Below are 17,602 nucleotides of genomic sequence, written 5' to 3' on the forward strand. Positions count from 1 at the left end.
TGGAACCATCGTCCAGATGGACCAGAGGCCACTAATGCACTAACAATCAAACCGGACCAGTCAGATCAGGCCACCCATCTGCTGGACCGCACCTCTGGCAAGGTGTGGAGAGCCAAGACGCCGTCGGTGCCGTCGGACCCGTCGCAGGCCTTTATGAACGGGGTTAACCAGGTACTTGAGGAAGCGGGTATCGCCGCGTCCGACCTGTCGCGGGTGCTGCATGGCACAACGGTGGCCACCAATATGATTCTTGAGGACAAGGGCGCGCGAACGGCGTTGGTCACGACCCAGGGATTCCGCCACGTGCTGGAGATCGGGCGGCAGGACATCCCTCGCCAGGCCAATCTCTTCACCTGGGTCAAACCGGCCCGGCCGGTGCCCGCCGAGCGTATCCACGAAGTGCGCGAACGGATTGGCACCGGCGGACGGGTGCTCGCCCCGCTGGACGAGGCGAGCGTCGTCGAGGTGGCCGAGGCGCTGCGCCGCCAGAATGTCGAGGCGGTGGCGGTCTGCCTGCTGCATGCCTATGCCAATCCTGCCCATGAGGAGCGGGTCGTCGCCATTCTGCGCGAGGCTCTGCCGGGGGCGGCGATCACCTGTTCCACCGATGTGCTACCGGTAGTGCGCGAATACGAGCGGTCACTGGCCACGGTGCTGAACGCCAGCGTCATGCCCGGCGTCTCCAACTATATCTCGCGGCTTGAGGATCGGCTGACGGCGGCTGAGACCGCATCGCCGCTGTTATTGATGCAGTCGAACGGCCGCGTGGCCGGGACCGAGGCGATCCGCATTTCGCCCGCACTGACCGCCCTGTCGGGACCGGCGGCAGGGGTTATCGGGGCCATCGACACCGCCCGCGCCTGTGGCATCGACGATATCATCACCGTGGATATCGGCGGCACCTCGGCCGATATTTGCCTGATCCGTGGTGGTTCTGTCTCGCTGACCCAGCAGGGAAAGGTGGGAGACTGGCCGCTGTCTCTGCCGATGGTCGACATGGTGACGATTGGGGCCGGCGGTGGCTCCATCGCGGCGGTGAACCGCGCCACCCTGTCGGTCGGTCCCGGCAGTGCGGGCGCGGTGCCGGGGCCGGCGGCCTATGGCAAGGGCGGCACAGCGGCGACGGTGACGGATGCCCATGCTGTGCTGGGCCATCTGCCCCGTGCGCTTCTGGGCGGTACCATGACGCTGGATGTCGAGGCTTCGCGGCAGGTGGTGACCGAAAGTGTCGCGCGCGCGTTGGCGCTGACGCCAGAGGATGCCGCGCGGGGCATTCTGGCGATCATGAACAACAACATGGTTGGGGCGGTGCGCACCGTCTCGGTCGAGCGGGGGCATGATCCGCGCGATTTCACCCTGATGCCCTTTGGCGGGGCCGGGCCGCTGCACGGTTGCGCGCTGGCTGATCTTCTTGGGATTTCGCGGGTACTGATTCCGCCTGCGCCGGGACTGCTGTGTGCAACCGGGCTGCTGGCGGCCGATATGAAGGCCGAGTTCTCGCGCGCAATGCCGGCCCCGGGTCCTGTGGATCAGGCTGAGGGCGATGCCCTGTTCCGGGAGTTGACGGCGCGGGCTCGCGACTGGCTCGACGCCGAGGATGTGGACGAGGAGGTCCGCGAGATGCGCTGTCGCGCGCTGCTGCGCTTCAAGGGGCAGGGCAGCGAGATCGCGGTCGACTGGGGCGAGAGCGCCGTTGAGACTGAGGCCCGGTTCCGCGCAGAGCATGAGGGGCTCTACGGTTTTACGCTCGAAGCGCCAATCGAACTGGTGACCCTCCGGGTCGAGGCGGTTGGACGGACCGAACCGGCCGTCGCCAGCCTGTTGGATCCCGCGCCGATGCCGAAGCCGCTGCAAATGCAGGCCGTGCACTGGCAGGAAGGTCGAGCCGACACGCCGATTTATGACCGGGCTGCGCTTGGCGCGGGCTGTGTGTTCACCGGCCCCGCGATCCTTACTCAACTTGACACTACCTCGATCATTGAACCGGGTTGGACTGCGATGGTTCATTCCTCGGGGGCGCTTCTGCTGACCAAGGAGTCCGCCTGATGGATGCTCTGTTTGCCTATATCGACGCCAACGCCGAGGATTTCGTTGCGCGTGTCATGGACTATGTCCGCCACCCTTCGATTTCGGCGCATGATATCGGCATCCGCGAGGTGGCCGGGATACTGAAGGCTCATCTGGAGGGACTGGGGTTTGCGGCAGAGCTGGTGGAAACGCCTGGTCACCCCTTCGTGCTGGGCCGCTACGAGGTGGATCCGGTCAAGCCAACGGTGCTGCTATACGGGCACTATGACGTGCAGCCGCCCGATCCGCTGGAGGAATGGGTTTCTCCGCCTTTCGAACCGACGTTGCGCGACGGGCGCATCTGGGCGCGTGGGATCGGTGACAACAAGGGCCAGCATTTCGCCCAGCTTCTCGCAATCGAAACGCATCTGAACGTGCATGGGACGTTGCCCTGTAACGTCATCTTTCTGTTGGAGGGGGAGGAGGAGATCGGATCGCCGCAGATCGCGGATTTCGTCCGCACCCATGCCGACCGGTTGCAGGCCGATCTGGTGGTCACTTCGGACGGGCCGCTGCATGAGAGCGGCAAGCCGGTGATAACCTTCGGGGTGCGTGGCGTCGCCTCTTTCGATCTGATTGCGCGCGGCGCAAGCCGGGACGTGCATTCGGGCAATTACGGCGGTGTTGTCCCCAACCCGATATGGACGCTGGTGCAGCTTTTGGCGACGATGAAGGATCCCGAGGGAAACATCACCGTTGAGGGCATTACCGAGCCGGTGATTCCAGCTACCAACAAAGAGCGTGAGGCAATTGCCCGGCTACCCGATGACGAGGCGGCGGTGCGCAGGGATCTGAAGCTCGACGATCTGGACGGTCCGGTGGAACGGCCTTACTGGGACCGGCTGATGTTTCACCCGACCCTGACGATCAACGGGTTCCACGGCGGCTACGGCGGCCCGGGCAGCAAGACGGTACTGCCGAACCAGGCGATTGCCAAATGCGATGTCCGGCTGGTCGAACCGCTGACGCCCGATCATGTCTTTGAGCGGATCGAGGTTCACGTGGCGCGCCATGCGCCAGGAGTCGAGATGGTGCGCCACAACGGGATGTTACCGTCTAAGACGCCGCTCGACAGCCCCTATGCCGCACCAATCATCCGGGCGATCCGGGCGGCGCGGGGCGAAGAGCCGCTGCTCTACCCGACTGTTGGGGGATCTCTACCGGACTATGTCTTCACCAAGATTCTCGGAAAGCCCGCATTCGTGGTGCCCTATGCCAATGCGGATGAGGCCAACCATGCGCCAAACGAGAACCTTGAGGTCGTGCGGTTCATTGATGGGATAAAGACCGGCGCAGCACTTCTGGCAGAGTTGGGCGCGATGGCGCGACCGGAGGGTTAGGGAGGATGCGGCTTGGCGATCAACTGTAAGACCGCGGCCGTATTCTGCGAAGTGTAGCACTTGATCATGAGAACCAGTTTCTTGCATTCTCCATCAGCTGCATTTGCCAGGGCGGCGCACATTCGGATGCATGTGTCGTGTTTGGTGTCAACGAAGCTGCCGAAGCCCCATTGCTTTCGAACGGAACGCTCGGGAAGTGAGCTAAACGCTCTCCGCTAAATCCGGGAAAATCCAATGAAGATGCATTGCCCTTGTGAACCGAAGTCAAAGGAGTTTGCGAGATACTCGGGCTTGATCCGCTCTATCTGGAAAACGATGGCACACTTGTTCTGCTTGTCCCCGAAGGTGAAGGACAAGCTGCCCTGGATGCCATGCGCGCATTGTCCGAAGGGGCCAGCGCAACAGTCATCGGAAAGGTCTGCAAGGGGCAGTTTAGGCGCGTTCCGTTGATCGATTTGAGGTATAGGATTGACTTCTATAGCTCGAAAATGATCTACTTTTGAGTTATAGAAAAGGGTTCTATAACTCATGGCTTGGAACTGGCAGTTACCTGGTTGGCCGGGCTTCCGGTATGACGCGGCGGTACTGGCGCTGCTTGAACAGCGTTTCCTGCTGTCTTCGGGAGAGGTCCTGGGTGCCGTCTACCATATCAACTCCTCGGAGCGCGATCAGCTGCGTATCGACCTGCTCAGCGACGAGGCGATGAAGACGAGCGCCATCGAAGGCGAGATGCTCGACCGGCTCAGCGTCCAATCCTCGCTTCGCCGCCAACTTGGACTGGCCCCTGACAAATATCCGAACAAACCCAGAGAGCAGGGTGTGGCCGAGATGATGGTCGATGTGTACTCGAACTATGCCGACACCCTTACACATGAAACGCTTTGTCGTTGGCACGAGATGCTCTTGTCCCATGACCGGCGGTTGGACATCATCGGGGCCTATCGACAGCACGAGGATGCGATGCAGATCGTTTCCGGCCGTTTCGATCGACCTGTGGTGCATTTTGAGGCACCGCCCTCGGCCCAGATTGCGGATGAGATGAACCGGTTTGTCGACTGGTTCAACAGGACGGGACCGAAGGGCAAAGAGCCTTTGCCGGCGCTTACACGGGCCGGGTTGAGTCACCTCTACTTCGAGAGCATTCACCCGTTTGAAGACGGCAATGGCCGTTTGGGGCGTGCCCTGGCCGAGAAGTCGCTTGCGCAGAACATCGGGCAACCCAGCCTGATCGCTCTGGCTTTCACGATTGAGCGGGGGAGGAAGGAATACTATGACCGGCTGGAAAAGCATCAGAAGACCCTGGAGGTCACGCCTTGGCTGGAGTGGTTCGCCGAAACCGTGTTGACCGCCCAGCAGGTTACTTTGGGTCGCGTCCGGTTCCTGATCGCAAAGGCGCATTTTTATGACCGGTACCGTGCACAACTGAATGAACGGCAGACAAAAGTGGTCGAGCGTATGTTTCGGGAGGGTCCAGACGGCTTCAAGGGCGGTCTGAGTGCCGAGAACTACATTTCGATTACCGGCACTTCGCGCGCCACTGCGACAAGGGACCTACAGGACCTGGTCGAAACGGGTGCGCTGACCCGAACAGGAGAGCGAAGGTACACACGGTACTGGCTCAATCTTTCGGGGAGCTCTCCATAGCCGTTTTCGGCTGTTCGTCCATTTATTAGTCACCTCTCCACAAAACGTTCGCTAATTTGTGCATTGGCCCGTCGGGAACACATCATTGCTTGCGGTCATCGCGTTTTCCCGGCCTATCGCTTGATGTCACCTGAGCAACTGAACATCTGAGAGCCATGGGCGCCAAACTGACAGTTGTCGTCGTCGAAGAAGACCGGGACCGTGCTGTCGCTATCGTTGATGCCTTGCGAGAGGCAACAGATTGCGACGTGTTCGTGGTTGGAAACAGCAGCGCCTTGGCCAGGCGCATCGCCGCGCATGAGCCGGATATCGTCCTGATAGATATCGACAGTCCGACCCGCGACATGCTTGAGGAGTTGACACTGGCCTCGGGCCCGATTGACCGTCCTGTGGCGATGTTCGTTTCGAACTCGGCAGGGGGGCTTGCACAGGCGGCGGTTGAGGCGGGCGTTTCGGCCTATGTCGTGGACGGCTTGGCGCCGCAGCGGATCAAGCCGGTCATCGACACGGCCATCGCGCGGTTTCGGATGGTACGTCAGATGCGGACGGAACTTGCAGAAACACGCCGCGCTCTGGAAGAACGCAAGGTGATCGACCGGGCCAAAGGTCTGCTGATGAAGGTCAAGGGCATCGACGAGAACGCGGCCTATTCCCTGTTGCGCAAGACGGCGATGGATCAGGGTCGCAGGGTGGCCGAGGTCGCCGAAGCTTTGGTCACCGCATCGGAGTTGCTGCGATGAGAACTGTCGCTCTGCCTGTAGCCTATATGCCGCTGGTTGATGCCGCCCCCTTGATCATCGCGCAAGAGATGGGATTTGCCCAAACCGAGGGGATCGCGCTCGATCTCATCCCGGCGCCATCCTGGTCGTCAGTGCGCGACATGTTGGCGTTCGGGCGGGTCGATGCGGCGCATATGCTGTCACCTGTGCCAGTGGCCATGGCTTTGGGGTTGGGCGGCGTTTCGACACCCGTCTCTGCCGTTATGGTAACCTCGGTCAATGGCGACGTGATCGGTGTGGGCCGCGCGCTGGAGACCAGGTTGCGCGCACAGGGATACGAATTCGACTTTGCCAACCCGCGTGCGGCTGCGCGGGCGCTGGCGCGGGCCGCCGACGGCCCGTTGGTGTTCGGTGTGCCGTTCCCGTTTTCGATGCATGTTGAACTGCTGCAGTATTGGTTCGACGGGACCGATCTGGGCGGAACCGAGGTTACCATTCGCACGGTTCCGCCGCCGCTGATGGCCCAGGCGCTGGCCGAAGGCGATATCGACGCCTTTTGCGTGGGTGAACCTTGGGGATCGGTAGCCGTCGACCAGGGATCTGGCGCCTTGCTGCTGCCGGGAAACGCAATCTGGTCTTTTGCGCCGGAAAAGGTTCTGGCCGTGCGCACCGACTGGGCCGAAACCGAACCGCATCCGTTGCGCAGACTGATGCGCGCGGTCTGGCGGGCGGGGCAATGGCTGTCGCGGCCTGACACGCACACGACCACGGCCGAAATATTGTCGCGCAAGGCATATCTCGACGTGCCTCCCGAATTGATTGATCGCGCTCTCCACGGGAGGTTCATTATTTCGGGTCAAGCCGAGCATCGCGACGTTGCGCGATTTGTCGAGTTCCACGAAGGCGCTGCAAATTTCCCTTGGCGTAGCCAAGCGAAATGGATGGCCTGTCGACTTGCGTTTCGCCACGGGTTGAACGCCGCCGATAGCATGGCCCGCGGGGCAGCAGCCTATCGCAGCGATCTTTTCCGCGCACATATGCCGATCGAAGTCGATTTGCCGGGCGCTTCGGAAAAAGTCGAAGGTGCGATTCTGCGCGAGACTGCGGTTGCCTCGCAGAAGGGTCAGTTGACCCTTCTGGCGGATTCGTTTTTTGACAGCTGTATTTTTGACCCAGATGCGTCGGATTGACCAATAATCGGGCACAACTTTCGCTGGCGCGGAAATCTTGCCGCAATGCAGCGAAATTCGTTGGAGTATCCAGGGTCGTTCCACGACAGTTGAGTTGTCGGGTTGCAATGGCGTAATTCGGCACGGACTTCCTCCCTATGACAGGGAAAACAAGAGCAAGGCTGCTCGCTTTCCGCTGGTTCTCCAGTGGTCAGTGATGCGGCCTTTTTGCGTTTTTGCCCGGCGCCCTCTGCGCGCCGATGCCTTGAAAGGACAATGGATGAAACGACTTTTGCTCGGCCTTGCGGCCTCCAGTGCCCTGGCCAGCCCCGGTTTGGCCGAAATGCTGGAACTGGAAAAAGACGAATTGACCTTTGGTTTTATCAAGCTGACCGATATGGCGCCGCTGGCTGTCGCCTATGAGCAGGGGTACTTCCTGGACGAAGGGCTGTTCGTCACGCTTGAAGCTCAGGCCAACTGGAAGGTCCTGCTGGACGGCGTGATCGACGGCAAACTGGACGGCGCGCATATGCTGGCTGGGCAACCGCTGGCAGCCACCATCGGTTACGGTACCGAGGCCCATATCATTACGCCCTTTTCGATGGACCTGAACGGCAACGGGATCACCGTGTCAAACGAGGTCTGGGAAAAAATGCTGCCACACATTCCCAAGATGGACGATGGCCGCCCGCAGCACCCGATAAGCGCCGCCGCGATGGCGCCGGTGGTCGAGGCGTTCAAGGCCGAAGGCAAGCCGTTCAACATGGGCATGGTTTTTCCCGTTTCCACCCATAATTACGAGCTGCGCTATTGGCTGGCCGCCGGTGGGCTGCATCCCGGGTACTACTCGCCCGAAAACGTGACCGGCCAGATCGGTGCGGATGTGTATCTGTCCGTGACCCCACCGCCGCAGATGCCTGCCACGCTCGAGGCTGGAACAATCCATGGCTACTGCGTGGGCGAGCCGTGGAACCAGCAGGCGGTGTTCAAGGGTATCGGCGTACCGGTTATCACCGATTACCAGCTGTGGAAGAACAACCCCGAAAAGGTTTTCGGCATTTCCGCCACGTTCGCCGAGCAGAACCCCAATACCACGCTCGCGGTGACCAAGGCGCTGATCCGGGCCGCCATGTGGTTGGATGAAAACGACAATGCCAACCGCCCCGAAGCGGTCGAAATCCTCAGCCGACCCGAATATGTCGGCGCGGATTACGAGGTGATCGCCAATTCGATGACCGGCTTCTTTGAGTTTGAAAAAGGCGACAAGCGCGACATCCCGGACTTCAACGTGTTCTTCCGCCACAATGCGACCTATCCCTTTTACTCTGATGCGGTCTGGTACCTGACCCAGATGCGCCGCTGGGGCCAGATTGCCGAACCCAAGTCCGACGCATGGTTCGATGAGATCGCGCGCAAGGTCTACAAGCCCGACATCTACCTTGCCGCGGCGCGCCTACTGGTGAACGAAGGTCTGGCGAGCGAGTCCGACTTTCCCTGGGACAGCGACGGCTACAAGGCGCCGACCCCCGCCGCCGACATTATCGACCGCATCCCCTACGACGGAAAGGCGCCTAATGCCTACCTCGACAGCCTGCCGATCGGCCTGAAAGGTGACCAGACGGTTGTAGGCACCGAGGTCCAAGGTTGACCCGACGCAGCCTCGCGCGCGCCCTTCACGGGACAGCGGGCGGGGCAATACGCGAGCGACGATCCGGCATCCCCGCAAAGGACATCTGACATGACAACCGTTGATCCGAATTTCACCGATATCGCCGAACGGGAAGCGCGTCGTGCGCGGCTGTTTACCCGCATCAATTCTGCCGACAAATGGTTCCAGGTTATTGGGCTTGCATGGATCACCCCGATCCTCAAAGCCGTCGCCGGGGACAATCCGCGTGCGCAGACCAAGGAAATCTGGCGCCTTCTAGCGGTGCCAGTGCTGGCAATTGCCGCTTTTTTGATGCTTTGGGCTGTGCTTGCGCCCAAGGTGCAAACCTCGCTTGGTGCGGTGCCTGGCCCTGCACAAGTCTGGGAAGAGGCTGTCAACCTGCACAAGGATGCGCAGGCCAAGGCGGAACAGCGCGCCGAGTTCGAGGCCAAGGTCGCGCACCTGAACCAACGTCTGGTCGCGCAGGGGAAGGAGCCCAAAGAACGCGCCTATACCGGTGCACCGACCTATTATCAGCAGATCTGGACGTCGATCCAAACCGTGTTCTTTGGTTTCTTTCTGGCCACACTGGTCGCTGTTCCGCTGGGCATTCTGGCGGGCCTGTCGCCCACCGCCAATGCGGGTCTCAATCCGCTGATCCAGATATTCAAACCGGTTTCGCCGCTGGCGTGGCTGCCCATCGTCACCATGATCGTTTCCGCCCTTGCCGCGACCGAAGGTGGCCTGCTGCCGAAAAGCTTTATTATCTCGGCGGTCACTGTGACGCTATGTTCGCTTTGGCCCACACTGATCAACACCGCGCTGGGTGTCGCGTCGATAGACAAGGATCTGGTGAACGTGTCCAAGGTTCTCAAGATGAGCACCTGGACCAAGATCACCAAGTTGGTCCTGCCCTCGGCGCTGCCACTGATCTTTACCGGGCTGCGGCTCAGCCTCGGGGTGGGCTGGATGGTGCTGATCGCCGCTGAAATGCTGGCGCAGAACCCCGGTCTTGGCAAATTCGTCTGGGATGAATTCCAGAACGGCTCGTCTTCCTCGCTGGCAAGGATCATGGTCGCGGTGCTGACCATCGGCCTGATCGGGTTCCTGCTGGACCGGGTGATGTACGCGCTGCAATCGCTCTTTACCTTTTCGAACAACCGGTGAGCGACATGGGTATCCTTACGTTTGAGAACGTCAGCCAAAGCTTTGGCACCGGGTTGCACGCCACCCATGTTCTGAAAAACATCGACCTTGAGGTTCAGGAAGGCGAGTTCCTGGTTCTTCTGGGCTTCTCCGGTACCGGCAAGACGACCTTGATCAACCTGATGGCGGGGCTGGAACATCCCACCAAGGGAACAGTGACCTTCAAAGGTGCGCCCATCACCGAGCCAAGCCCGGAACGCGGTGTGGTTTTCCAAAGCTATTCGCTGATGCCGTGGCTGACGGTGAACGGCAATGTGCGCTTGGCGGTGGACACGGTCTTTCCCGGGCTCAGCAAGGCCGAAAAGGCCAACAAGGTTGCACATTATGTGAACATGGTCGGGCTTTCGCACGCCGCGACCCGCCGTCCGGCGGAATTGTCCGGCGGGATGCGCCAGCGGGTGAACGTCGCCCGGGCGCTGGCCATGAACCCCGAAGTGCTGCTGCTGGACGAACCGCTGTCTGCACTTGATGCGTTGACCCGCGCCAATCTGGCCGACGAGATCGAACGCATCTGGGAGGCCGACAAGAAGACCTGCGTGTTGATCACAAACGACGTGGATGAGGCGATCATCCTTGCTGACCGCATCATTGCGCTGAATCCCGATGGCACGTTGGGGCAGGCATTCAACGTCACCATTCCGCGCCCGCGTGACCGGATGGCGATGAACACCAACGCCACCTTCAAGCAATTGCGCGCAAACGTGACCAAATACCTGATGGATGTCGGTGTCGCGGCCAAGGTCGAAGGCAACCGCCTGTTGCCCGAGGTGACCCCAATCCACGGTGTTCCGGCGGCCGTCAAGGAAGCGCAGAAAAATCTGATCGACGACCGCTTTCTCGATTTCAGCCAGCTGCACAAGATCTATCCGACACCCAAAGGGCCTCTGACTGTGGTCGAGGATTTCGATCTCAAGATCGATCGGGGCGAGTTCATCTCGCTGATCGGCCATTCCGGCTGCGGCAAGTCCACGGTACTGACGATGGCCGCCGGACTGAACGAGATTTCCAAGGGCGCGATCAAGCTGGACGGCCGACATGTCGAAGGCGCCGATCCGGAACGGGCCGTGGTGTTTCAGTCTCCAAATCTGTTCCCCTGGCTCTCGGCGCGCGAGAACTGTGCCATCGGTGTGGACAAGGTCTATCCGCGTGCCAGCCAGGCCGAACGACAGGATGTGGTCGAGTACTACCTCGAACGCGTGGGGCTGGCGGATGCGATGGACAAACCCACCAGCGAGATGTCCAACGGCATGCAGCAGCGTGTCGGTATTGCAAGGGCATTTGCCCTTTCACCCAAGCTGCTTCTGCTCGATGAGCCCTTTGGCATGCTCGACAGTCTCACCCGCTGGGAGTTGCAAGAGGTGCTGATGGAGGTCTGGAGCCGGACCAAGGTCACCGCGATTTGCGTCACCCATGATGTGGACGAGGCGATCCTGCTCTCGGACCGCGTGGTGATGATGACGAATGGCCCGCAAGCCACGATCGGCAAGATCACAAAGGTTGACCTGCCACGCCCACGTACCCGCAAGGCGTTGCTCGAACACCCGGACTACTATGCCTACCGCCAAGAGGTGCTCGACTTCCTTGAGGAATACGAACACGGCGCCAAGCCGAAATCCCAACCGAAACCCCAAGCGTTGGCCGCGGAGTGAAGGACATGAAACAGAAACTGGTTATCATCGGCGCTGGCATGTCGTCGGGCCGTCTCATCGAAACTCTTGTCGACACCAACCCGGATGCATTTGACATCACACTGTTCAATGCCGAGCCGCGCGGCAATTATAACCGACTGATGCTGTCGCCGGTCTTGTCGGGTGAAAAGACGTATGAGGAAATCGTCACGCATGACGATGCCTTCTACGCGACCCATGGTGTGACATGTCGTTTTGGCGAAAAGGTCACCGAGATTGACCGTGCGGCCAAGGTCGTCACCGGCGAAAACGGCCCGGTTCGCTATGACAAGCTGGTGATAGGCACCGGCTCGGAACCGGTGATTATCCCGCTGCCCGGCCACGATCTGGAAGGCGTGATCGCCTATCGCGACCTTGAGGACACCCAGCGAATGATGGCCATGGGCGAGGGGCGTCGTGTCGTTGTCATTGGCGGTGGCCTGCTGGGGCTGGAGGCGGCGGCAGGGATGGCGGCGCGTGGAGCAGCGGTGACCGTGGTGCATCTCATGGGCCACCTAATGGAACGTCAGCTGGACGAGGCAGCCGGATATCTCTTGAAGAAGTCGCTGGAGGGTAAGGGGATCACGGTCCGTTTGTCTGCGAACTCGAAAGAGATTGTCGGCGAGAATGGCCGTGTAAAGGCGCTGCGGCTGGACGATGGAACGGAACTGCCCTGCGATCTGCTGGTCATGGCCGTCGGCATCCGGCCCAACATCGCCTTGGGCAAAGCGGCCGGATTGGCCGTTGGACGCGGCATTCATGTGGACGATCAGATGGTTACCTCTGATCCCGATATCCTGTCCATTGGCGAATGCGTCGAGCATCGAGACGCGATCTTTGGTCTAGTCGCACCGCTGTATGAACAGGCGAAGGTTGCGGCGCAGACGCTATTGGGGCGCGAGGCGGCTTTTGTTCAGAAATCCCTTTCGACCAAGCTGAAGGTCACCGGCTGCGACCTGTTCAGTGCGGGTGATTTTGCCGATGGAGAGGGGCGCGAGGACATCGTATTCCGCGACCCGTCGCGCGGGGTCTACAAGCGCCTGGTGATCGAAGGCGACCGGCTGATCGGCGTCGTTATGTATGGTGATACAAGCGACGGGTCATGGTTCTTTGGTCTGATCAGGGACGGCACGTCCATTGACGATATGCGCGAGACGTTGATCTTTGGCCCGGCATTTCAGGGGGGAACCCAGCTGGACCCTCTGTCAGCCGTTGCAGTCTTGCCATCTGAGGCGGAGATCTGTGGCTGTAACGGCGTTTGCAAAGGAACAATCGTAGAGGCCATCGCCGCTGGCGCGACCGATCTAGGCGCCGTGCGGGCCAGAACCAAGGCAAGCGCCTCTTGCGGGACCTGTACCGGGCTGGTCGAACAGTTGATGCAGGTCACGCTTGGCGATGACTTTCAGATGCCAACCGCCCAGCCGATCTGCGGCTGCTGTGACCTCACGCATGAGGACGTTCGCCGCCTCATCAAGACCAAGGAGTTGAAATCCCAGCCCGCCGTCTGGCAGGAACTGGGATGGAAGACGGTGAATGGCTGCCATGTCTGCCGTCCAGCGGTGAATTTCTATCTGCTGGCGGATTGGCCGCTGGACTACGTGGACGATCCGCAAAGCCGGTTCGTCAACGAACGCAAGCACGCGAACATCCAAAAGGATGGTACATTCAGTGTCGTTCCGCGCATGTGGGGCGGGATCACCACGGCCGACGAATTGCGCGCCATCGCGGATGCCGCGGACAAGTACAACGTGCCGACCGTCAAGGTGACCGGTGGCCAGCGTATCGACCTGCTTGGGGTGAAGGGCGAGGATCTTCCCTATATCTGGGCTGATCTGAACCGCGCCGGGCTGGTGTCGGGCCATGCCTATTCAAAAGGGCTGCGGACGGTGAAGACCTGTGTTGGCACCGATCACTGCCGCTTCGGCACACAGGACTCGACCGGCCTGGGGATCAAGCTGGAACAGGCGTTGTGGGGGTCCTGGACGCCGCACAAGGTCAAACTGGCCGTGTCGGGCTGTCCGCGCAACTGCGCCGAGGCGACCTGCAAGGATGTGGGCATCGTGTGCGTTGACTCCGGCTATCAGGTTGGCGTTGGAGGGGCCGCGGGCATGGACGTCAAGGAGACCGAGCGCCTTCTTGATGTCACCACCGAGGGCGAGGCAATCGCTGTCACGATCGCCTTTGTCCAGCTGTATCGCGAGAACGCCAAGTATCTGGACCGGCCTTATAAATGGTTGGCCAAGGTCGGGCTCGACTGGGTGCGTGACCACATCATGGATGCAAATGAGCGCCAGCGCCTGATCGACGCGTTCGAATTGTCCCAATCCATCTATCGCAAGGACCCGTGGGCCGAACACGCCGCAAGGCCGCGCGCCTACACCCACCTAGCCGATCTTACCCTGGAGGCTGCGGAATGAGCTGGATTGATATTGCTGCCGTCGACGATATCCCCGAACGCGGCGCCCGCGTGGTCAAGACGCCCGTGGGTTGCATCGCTTTGTTCCGCACCGGTGCAGAGGAGGTCTTTGCCGCGTCCAACTCCTGCGCTCACAAGGGTGGGCCGCTGGCGGACGGAATTGTGCATGGACAAAAGGTCACCTGCCCGCTGCACAACTGGGTCTTTGACCTGAACACCGGGCAGGCGGTGGGCGAGGATGCCCGCATCGCGACTTACCCGGTGCGGATCGAAGCGGGCCGCGTTCTGCTCGATGGTATGGCCGTCGACGACAGGAGCGCCGCGTGATGGACGGCTCGGCCTTCCCCGAGACCCGCTCGACTTGTCCCTATTGCGGCGTGGGGTGCGGCGTGCTTCTGCGCGCCGACGGGCAGGGGGGACTCGACGTGCGGGGCGACCCGGATCACCCGGCCAACCGGGGGCGCCTGTGTTCAAAAGGCTCGGCGCTGGCCGAAACCGTGGGTCTGGAGGGCCGTCTGCTGACCCCGCGTATCGGCGGGCAAGAGGCCACGTGGGTCAATGCACTGGGGCTGGTGGCGGAGCAATTTCGTGCCGCCATCGATCGGCATGGGCCGGACAGCGTGGCCTTCTACGTCTCGGGCCAATTGTTGACCGAGGACTATTACGTCGCCAACAAGTTGATGAAGGGCTTTATTGGCTCTGCCAATATCGACACGAATTCAAGGCTTTGCATGGCGTCGACTGTGGCGGGGCACAAACGCGCCTTTGGTACCGACACCGTTCCCGGTACTTATGAAGATCTCGAAGAGGCAGATCTGGTCGTGTTGGCCGGCTCCAACCTCGCATGGTGTCACCCAGTGTTGCATCAGCGTCTATTGGCCGCAAAGCAGGCGCGCGGGACCAAGATCGTTGTAATCGACCCGCGCCGCACCGCGACCTGCGATGGGGCCGACATGCATTTGGCGCTGCAACCGGGCAGTGACGTGGCGCTCTTCAATCGGTTGTTGGCGACGCTCTACCAGGGCGGCCTGGTCGACCGCCGTTTTCTGCAGTACACCAATGGGTTCGACGCGGCGCTCACAGCCGCTTGTGCTGACGATTCCGGCGTTACGGGTCTGTCCAACGCGCAGATCGACGCCTTTTGCCAACTGTGGCTGAAGACGGAAAAGGTCGTAACCGTCTTCAGCCAAGGCGTGAATCAATCGTCTGCGGGGAGCGACAAGGTCAATGCGATCCTGAATTGCCACCTCGCCTCGGGCCGTATCGGCAAGCCGGGAATGGGTCCCTTGTCCGTGACTGGCCAACCCAACGCCATGGGCGGGCGCGAGGTTGGCGGGCTGGCGAACATGCTCGCCTGTCATCTGGACATCGACAACCCCGATCACCGCGCCGCTGTACGCGACTTCTGGCAGGCACCGACAGTGCCCGATGCGCCGGGGTTGAAGGCTGTCGATATGTTTCGTGCCGTGGGCGACGGGGGGATCAAGGCGTTGTGGATCATCCACACCAACCCCGCCGTCTCGATGCCGGATGCCGACATTGTGCGCGCCGCGATCAAGGGCTGTGACTTTACCGTGGTCAGCGACATTACCGCCGCGACCGATACGGCCCGCCTGGCCGATGTGCTGCTGCCCGCGACCGCCTGGGCTGAAAAGGACGGCACGGTCACAAATTCCGATCGCACCATCAGCCGCCAACGCGCTGTGCTCCCGGCGCCCGGCCAAGCGCGGCCTGACTGGGCGATCCTAGCCGAGGTCGGGCGACGCATGGGGTTCGCCAGGGCGTTCGATTATACCAGCCCCGCCGAGATTTTCCGCGAATACGCAAGACTGTCTGGAATCGCGGGCCGGTTTGGGCGGGATTTTGACATTTCCGGCCTGAAGGATCTGACCGATGCCGACTATGACCGCCTGATGCCCACCCGCTGGCCGGTAACGAAGACCCGGCGGGGCGGGCGTTTCTTTGGCGACGGGGTTTTCTTTCATGGCGATGGCAAGGGGCGTTTGGTACCGGTCAAGTACCGTGCACTGGCGGCCCAAACCGCGCCACGCTTTCCGTTCCGGCTGAACACGGGTCGGGTGCGCGATCAATGGCACACAATGACACGAACCGGCCTTAGCCCGCGTTTGTCCGCGCATCTGGCCGAACCCTTTCTAGAGATCCACCCAATGGACGCCCGCGCACAGGGTATCGGCCCGGCTGACCTGCTCAGGGTGACCAGCCCCAATGGTCAGGCGATCCTGCGGGCGCGGATCACGGATGCGGTGCAGCCAGGACAGGTCTTTGCGCCCATGCACTGGACCGGTGAAACCGCGCCGTCCGCCCGGATCGACGCTTTGGTTGCGCCTGACGTCGACCCGGTTTCCGGTCAACCGGAAAGCAAGGCCAGCGTTGTCGCGGTAACGCGGTTTCAGGCAGCCTGGTACGGTTTTGCCGTGTCGAGCAGCGAAATACACCCCAACTCTGCCTATTGGGCGCGGATGCGCACCCATGCGGGCTGGCGGGCGGAAATGGCCGGTGACGTCGTCCCACACGACTGGGAAACCGAAGCGAGACGACTGTTCAGTTTGCCGGACGCCGCGGCCTCGGTGATTTCTGATATGGCCAGAGGTTCTGCCCGCATCGCATTTTTCGCTGAGGGAAAGTTGCTGGCGGCGCTGTTCGTCGCGCGGAAACCGGTCGCGGTGATGCGCGACTATCTGGCTGGCTTGCCCGCGCAAGAGGCGGCTGGGGTGCTGTCAGGGCATCCGCCTGCTGATGTGCCGGATCCTGGCCCGGTGTTGTGCGCGTGTTTCAATGTTGGCATCAACACGATCCTGCGCGCCGTCGAAGGCGACGGTTTGACCAGTGTCGCTGCTGTGGGACTCGCTTTGCAGGCGGGGACGAACTGCGGCTCGTGCAGGCCGGAAATCGCCACGCTCTTGCGCGCCGCACAGATATCGGAGGCCGCAGAATGAACTGGCTTGGCCATGGTCAAACCCTGGGGCACAAACCTCAGTCGTCTGAACGAGGGACCGAGTGACGGCGCTTGGTTTACGATGTCGCCGACCACGTGGATGTGAAGTCAAAGATATGGTGGCGTGCAGGCCGACACCACGATCGCAATCCGGTCGGATGTGTTGCGAAAGCGGTGCGGCTCGCGCGAGTTGAAAAGATAGCCGTCGCCGGTCTTGAGAACGCGAACGCTATCGCCCACGGTTACTTCGAGTTCGCCCGCGATGACGATTCCGCCTTCGCTGGACGGGTGAGAAATCATGTCGTCGCCGGTGTCGGCGCCCGGTTCGTAAGTTTCATGCAGAATCTGCAACCCATGTTCGCGCGCGTTGCCAACCTGTTTCAAGGCCATGCGGCCAATCGTTTCGATCCGATCGGAGTAAATGCGCGAAGTGAGATCCTTGAACTGGTCCGGCGTAAAGAAGATCTCTCCTGCTTGATTCGCCTCAGGCTCAAAAAACTCGGACATGGTTATGTCCAGCCCGCCTAGAATTCTGCGCAAGGTGGCAACAGAAGGGCTGCTGCGGTTTGTCTCGACCATCGAGATTTGACCATGCGGAACGGCGGCGGCCTCGGCCAGTTGGCGCTGAGAAAACCCTTTATTCATACGGAGTTCCCGCAGTCTGGCGCCGACATCAAAATCGGTCATTCTGGCGTCCTTCTCTCAATGATCTTCCGAGAATTTACCTGAACAGGGCTTCGGAAAAAAGAATTGAGATGCTTTAAATATTG

The 17,602-nt window shown here is 61.0% G+C and carries 12 protein-coding genes and 1 pseudogene; 12 read left to right on the forward strand and 1 reads right to left on the reverse strand.

The window, feature by feature from the left end:
• The 12 genes and pseudogenes from G0P99_RS12225 to G0P99_RS12280 all read left to right on the forward strand — a co-directional run.
• Positions 1-2,046: hydantoinase/oxoprolinase family protein (locus G0P99_RS12225; protein WP_164130165.1), on the forward strand; the 2,046-nt coding region annotated here is incomplete at its 5' end.
• A complete protein-coding gene (locus G0P99_RS12230) occupies positions 2,046-3,407 on the forward strand; it encodes a M20/M25/M40 family metallo-hydrolase (RefSeq protein WP_164130166.1) in 1,362 nt (453 codons plus the stop codon). The genes G0P99_RS12225 and G0P99_RS12230, both read left to right, overlap by 1 nt.
• A gap of 236 nt (positions 3,408-3,643) precedes the next feature.
• Positions 3,644-3,910 (forward strand): annotated as a pseudogene (locus tag G0P99_RS12235) (AIR synthase-related protein); the annotation flags it as partial.
• 25 nt (positions 3,911-3,935) lie between these two features.
• Positions 3,936-5,051, forward strand: a complete 1,116-nt coding sequence (locus G0P99_RS12240; RefSeq protein ID WP_164130168.1) for a Fic family protein — start codon at positions 3,936-3,938, stop codon at positions 5,049-5,051.
• Positions 5,052-5,206: 155 nt separating this feature from the next.
• Complete coding sequence (locus G0P99_RS12245; protein WP_164130170.1) at positions 5,207-5,791, forward strand: ANTAR domain-containing response regulator; 585 nt, start codon at positions 5,207-5,209, stop codon at positions 5,789-5,791.
• The gene (locus tag G0P99_RS12250) at positions 5,788-6,960 is read left to right on the forward strand and encodes an ABC transporter substrate-binding protein (RefSeq protein WP_164130172.1); all 1,173 of its coding nucleotides are present in this window, start codon (positions 5,788-5,790) and stop codon (positions 6,958-6,960) included. The genes G0P99_RS12245 and G0P99_RS12250 overlap by 4 nt, the downstream gene beginning before the upstream one ends.
• A gap of 259 nt (positions 6,961-7,219) precedes the next feature.
• Positions 7,220-8,587 (forward strand): CmpA/NrtA family ABC transporter substrate-binding protein, encoded by a 1,368-nt coding sequence (locus G0P99_RS12255; RefSeq protein ID WP_164130174.1) that lies wholly within the window; start codon positions 7,220-7,222, stop codon positions 8,585-8,587.
• 90 nt (positions 8,588-8,677) lie between these two features.
• The gene (locus G0P99_RS12260) at positions 8,678-9,754 is read left to right on the forward strand and encodes an ABC transporter permease (RefSeq protein ID WP_164130176.1); all 1,077 of its coding nucleotides are present in this window, start codon (positions 8,678-8,680) and stop codon (positions 9,752-9,754) included.
• Between the two features lie 5 nt (positions 9,755-9,759).
• Positions 9,760-11,442, forward strand: a complete 1,683-nt coding sequence (locus G0P99_RS12265) for an ABC transporter ATP-binding protein (RefSeq protein ID WP_203583086.1) — start codon at positions 9,760-9,762, stop codon at positions 11,440-11,442.
• Positions 11,443-11,447: 5 nt separating this feature from the next.
• Positions 11,448-13,877: a nitrite reductase large subunit NirB gene (gene nirB, locus G0P99_RS12270; protein WP_164130180.1), complete on the forward strand. Its 2,430-nt coding sequence runs from the start codon at positions 11,448-11,450 to the stop codon at positions 13,875-13,877.
• Positions 13,874-14,203: a nitrite reductase small subunit NirD gene (gene nirD / locus G0P99_RS12275; RefSeq protein ID WP_164130182.1), complete on the forward strand. Its 330-nt coding sequence runs from the start codon at positions 13,874-13,876 to the stop codon at positions 14,201-14,203. Before nirB ends, nirD begins: the two co-directional genes overlap by 4 nt.
• Positions 14,203-16,833, forward strand: coding sequence for a nitrate reductase (locus G0P99_RS12280; RefSeq protein ID WP_164130184.1), 2,631 nt, complete (start codon positions 14,203-14,205; stop codon positions 16,831-16,833). The genes nirD and G0P99_RS12280 overlap by 1 nt, the downstream gene beginning before the upstream one ends.
• A 107-nt stretch (positions 16,834-16,940) precedes the next feature.
• On the opposite strand, the gene G0P99_RS12285 is transcribed toward G0P99_RS12280, so the two are convergent.
• Positions 16,941-17,519 (reverse strand): cupin domain-containing protein, encoded by a 579-nt coding sequence (locus G0P99_RS12285; protein ID WP_164130186.1) that lies wholly within the window; start codon positions 17,517-17,519, stop codon positions 16,941-16,943.
• Positions 17,520-17,602: the final 83 nt, after the last annotated feature.

This window comes from Ruegeria sp. PrR005, from assembly GCF_010500245.1.
Lineage (GTDB): Bacteria > Pseudomonadota > Alphaproteobacteria > Rhodobacterales > Rhodobacteraceae > Ruegeria_B > Ruegeria_B marisflavi.

Bases quoted from the DNA above. Each gene is read 5' to 3' on its own strand.
- G0P99_RS12230 (WP_164130166.1), top strand. From the start codon at position 2,046: ATGGATGCTCTGTTTGCCTATATCGACGCCAACGCCGAGGATTTCGTT.
- G0P99_RS12240 (WP_164130168.1), top strand. From the start codon at position 3,936: ATGGCTTGGAACTGGCAGTTACCTGGTTGGCCGGGCTTCCGGTATGAC.
- G0P99_RS12245 (WP_164130170.1), top strand. From the start codon at position 5,207: ATGGGCGCCAAACTGACAGTTGTCGTCGTCGAAGAAGACCGGGACCGT.
- G0P99_RS12250 (WP_164130172.1), top strand. From the start codon at position 5,788: ATGAGAACTGTCGCTCTGCCTGTAGCCTATATGCCGCTGGTTGATGCC.
- G0P99_RS12255 (WP_164130174.1), top strand. From the start codon at position 7,220: ATGAAACGACTTTTGCTCGGCCTTGCGGCCTCCAGTGCCCTGGCCAGC.
- G0P99_RS12260 (WP_164130176.1), top strand. From the start codon at position 8,678: ATGACAACCGTTGATCCGAATTTCACCGATATCGCCGAACGGGAAGCG.
- G0P99_RS12265 (WP_203583086.1), top strand. From the start codon at position 9,760: ATGGGTATCCTTACGTTTGAGAACGTCAGCCAAAGCTTTGGCACCGGG.
- nirB (WP_164130180.1), top strand. From the start codon at position 11,448: ATGAAACAGAAACTGGTTATCATCGGCGCTGGCATGTCGTCGGGCCGT.
- nirD (WP_164130182.1), top strand. From the start codon at position 13,874: ATGAGCTGGATTGATATTGCTGCCGTCGACGATATCCCCGAACGCGGC.
- G0P99_RS12280 (WP_164130184.1), top strand. From the start codon at position 14,203: ATGGACGGCTCGGCCTTCCCCGAGACCCGCTCGACTTGTCCCTATTGC.
- G0P99_RS12285 (WP_164130186.1), bottom strand. From the start codon at position 17,519: ATGACCGATTTTGATGTCGGCGCCAGACTGCGGGAACTCCGTATGAAT.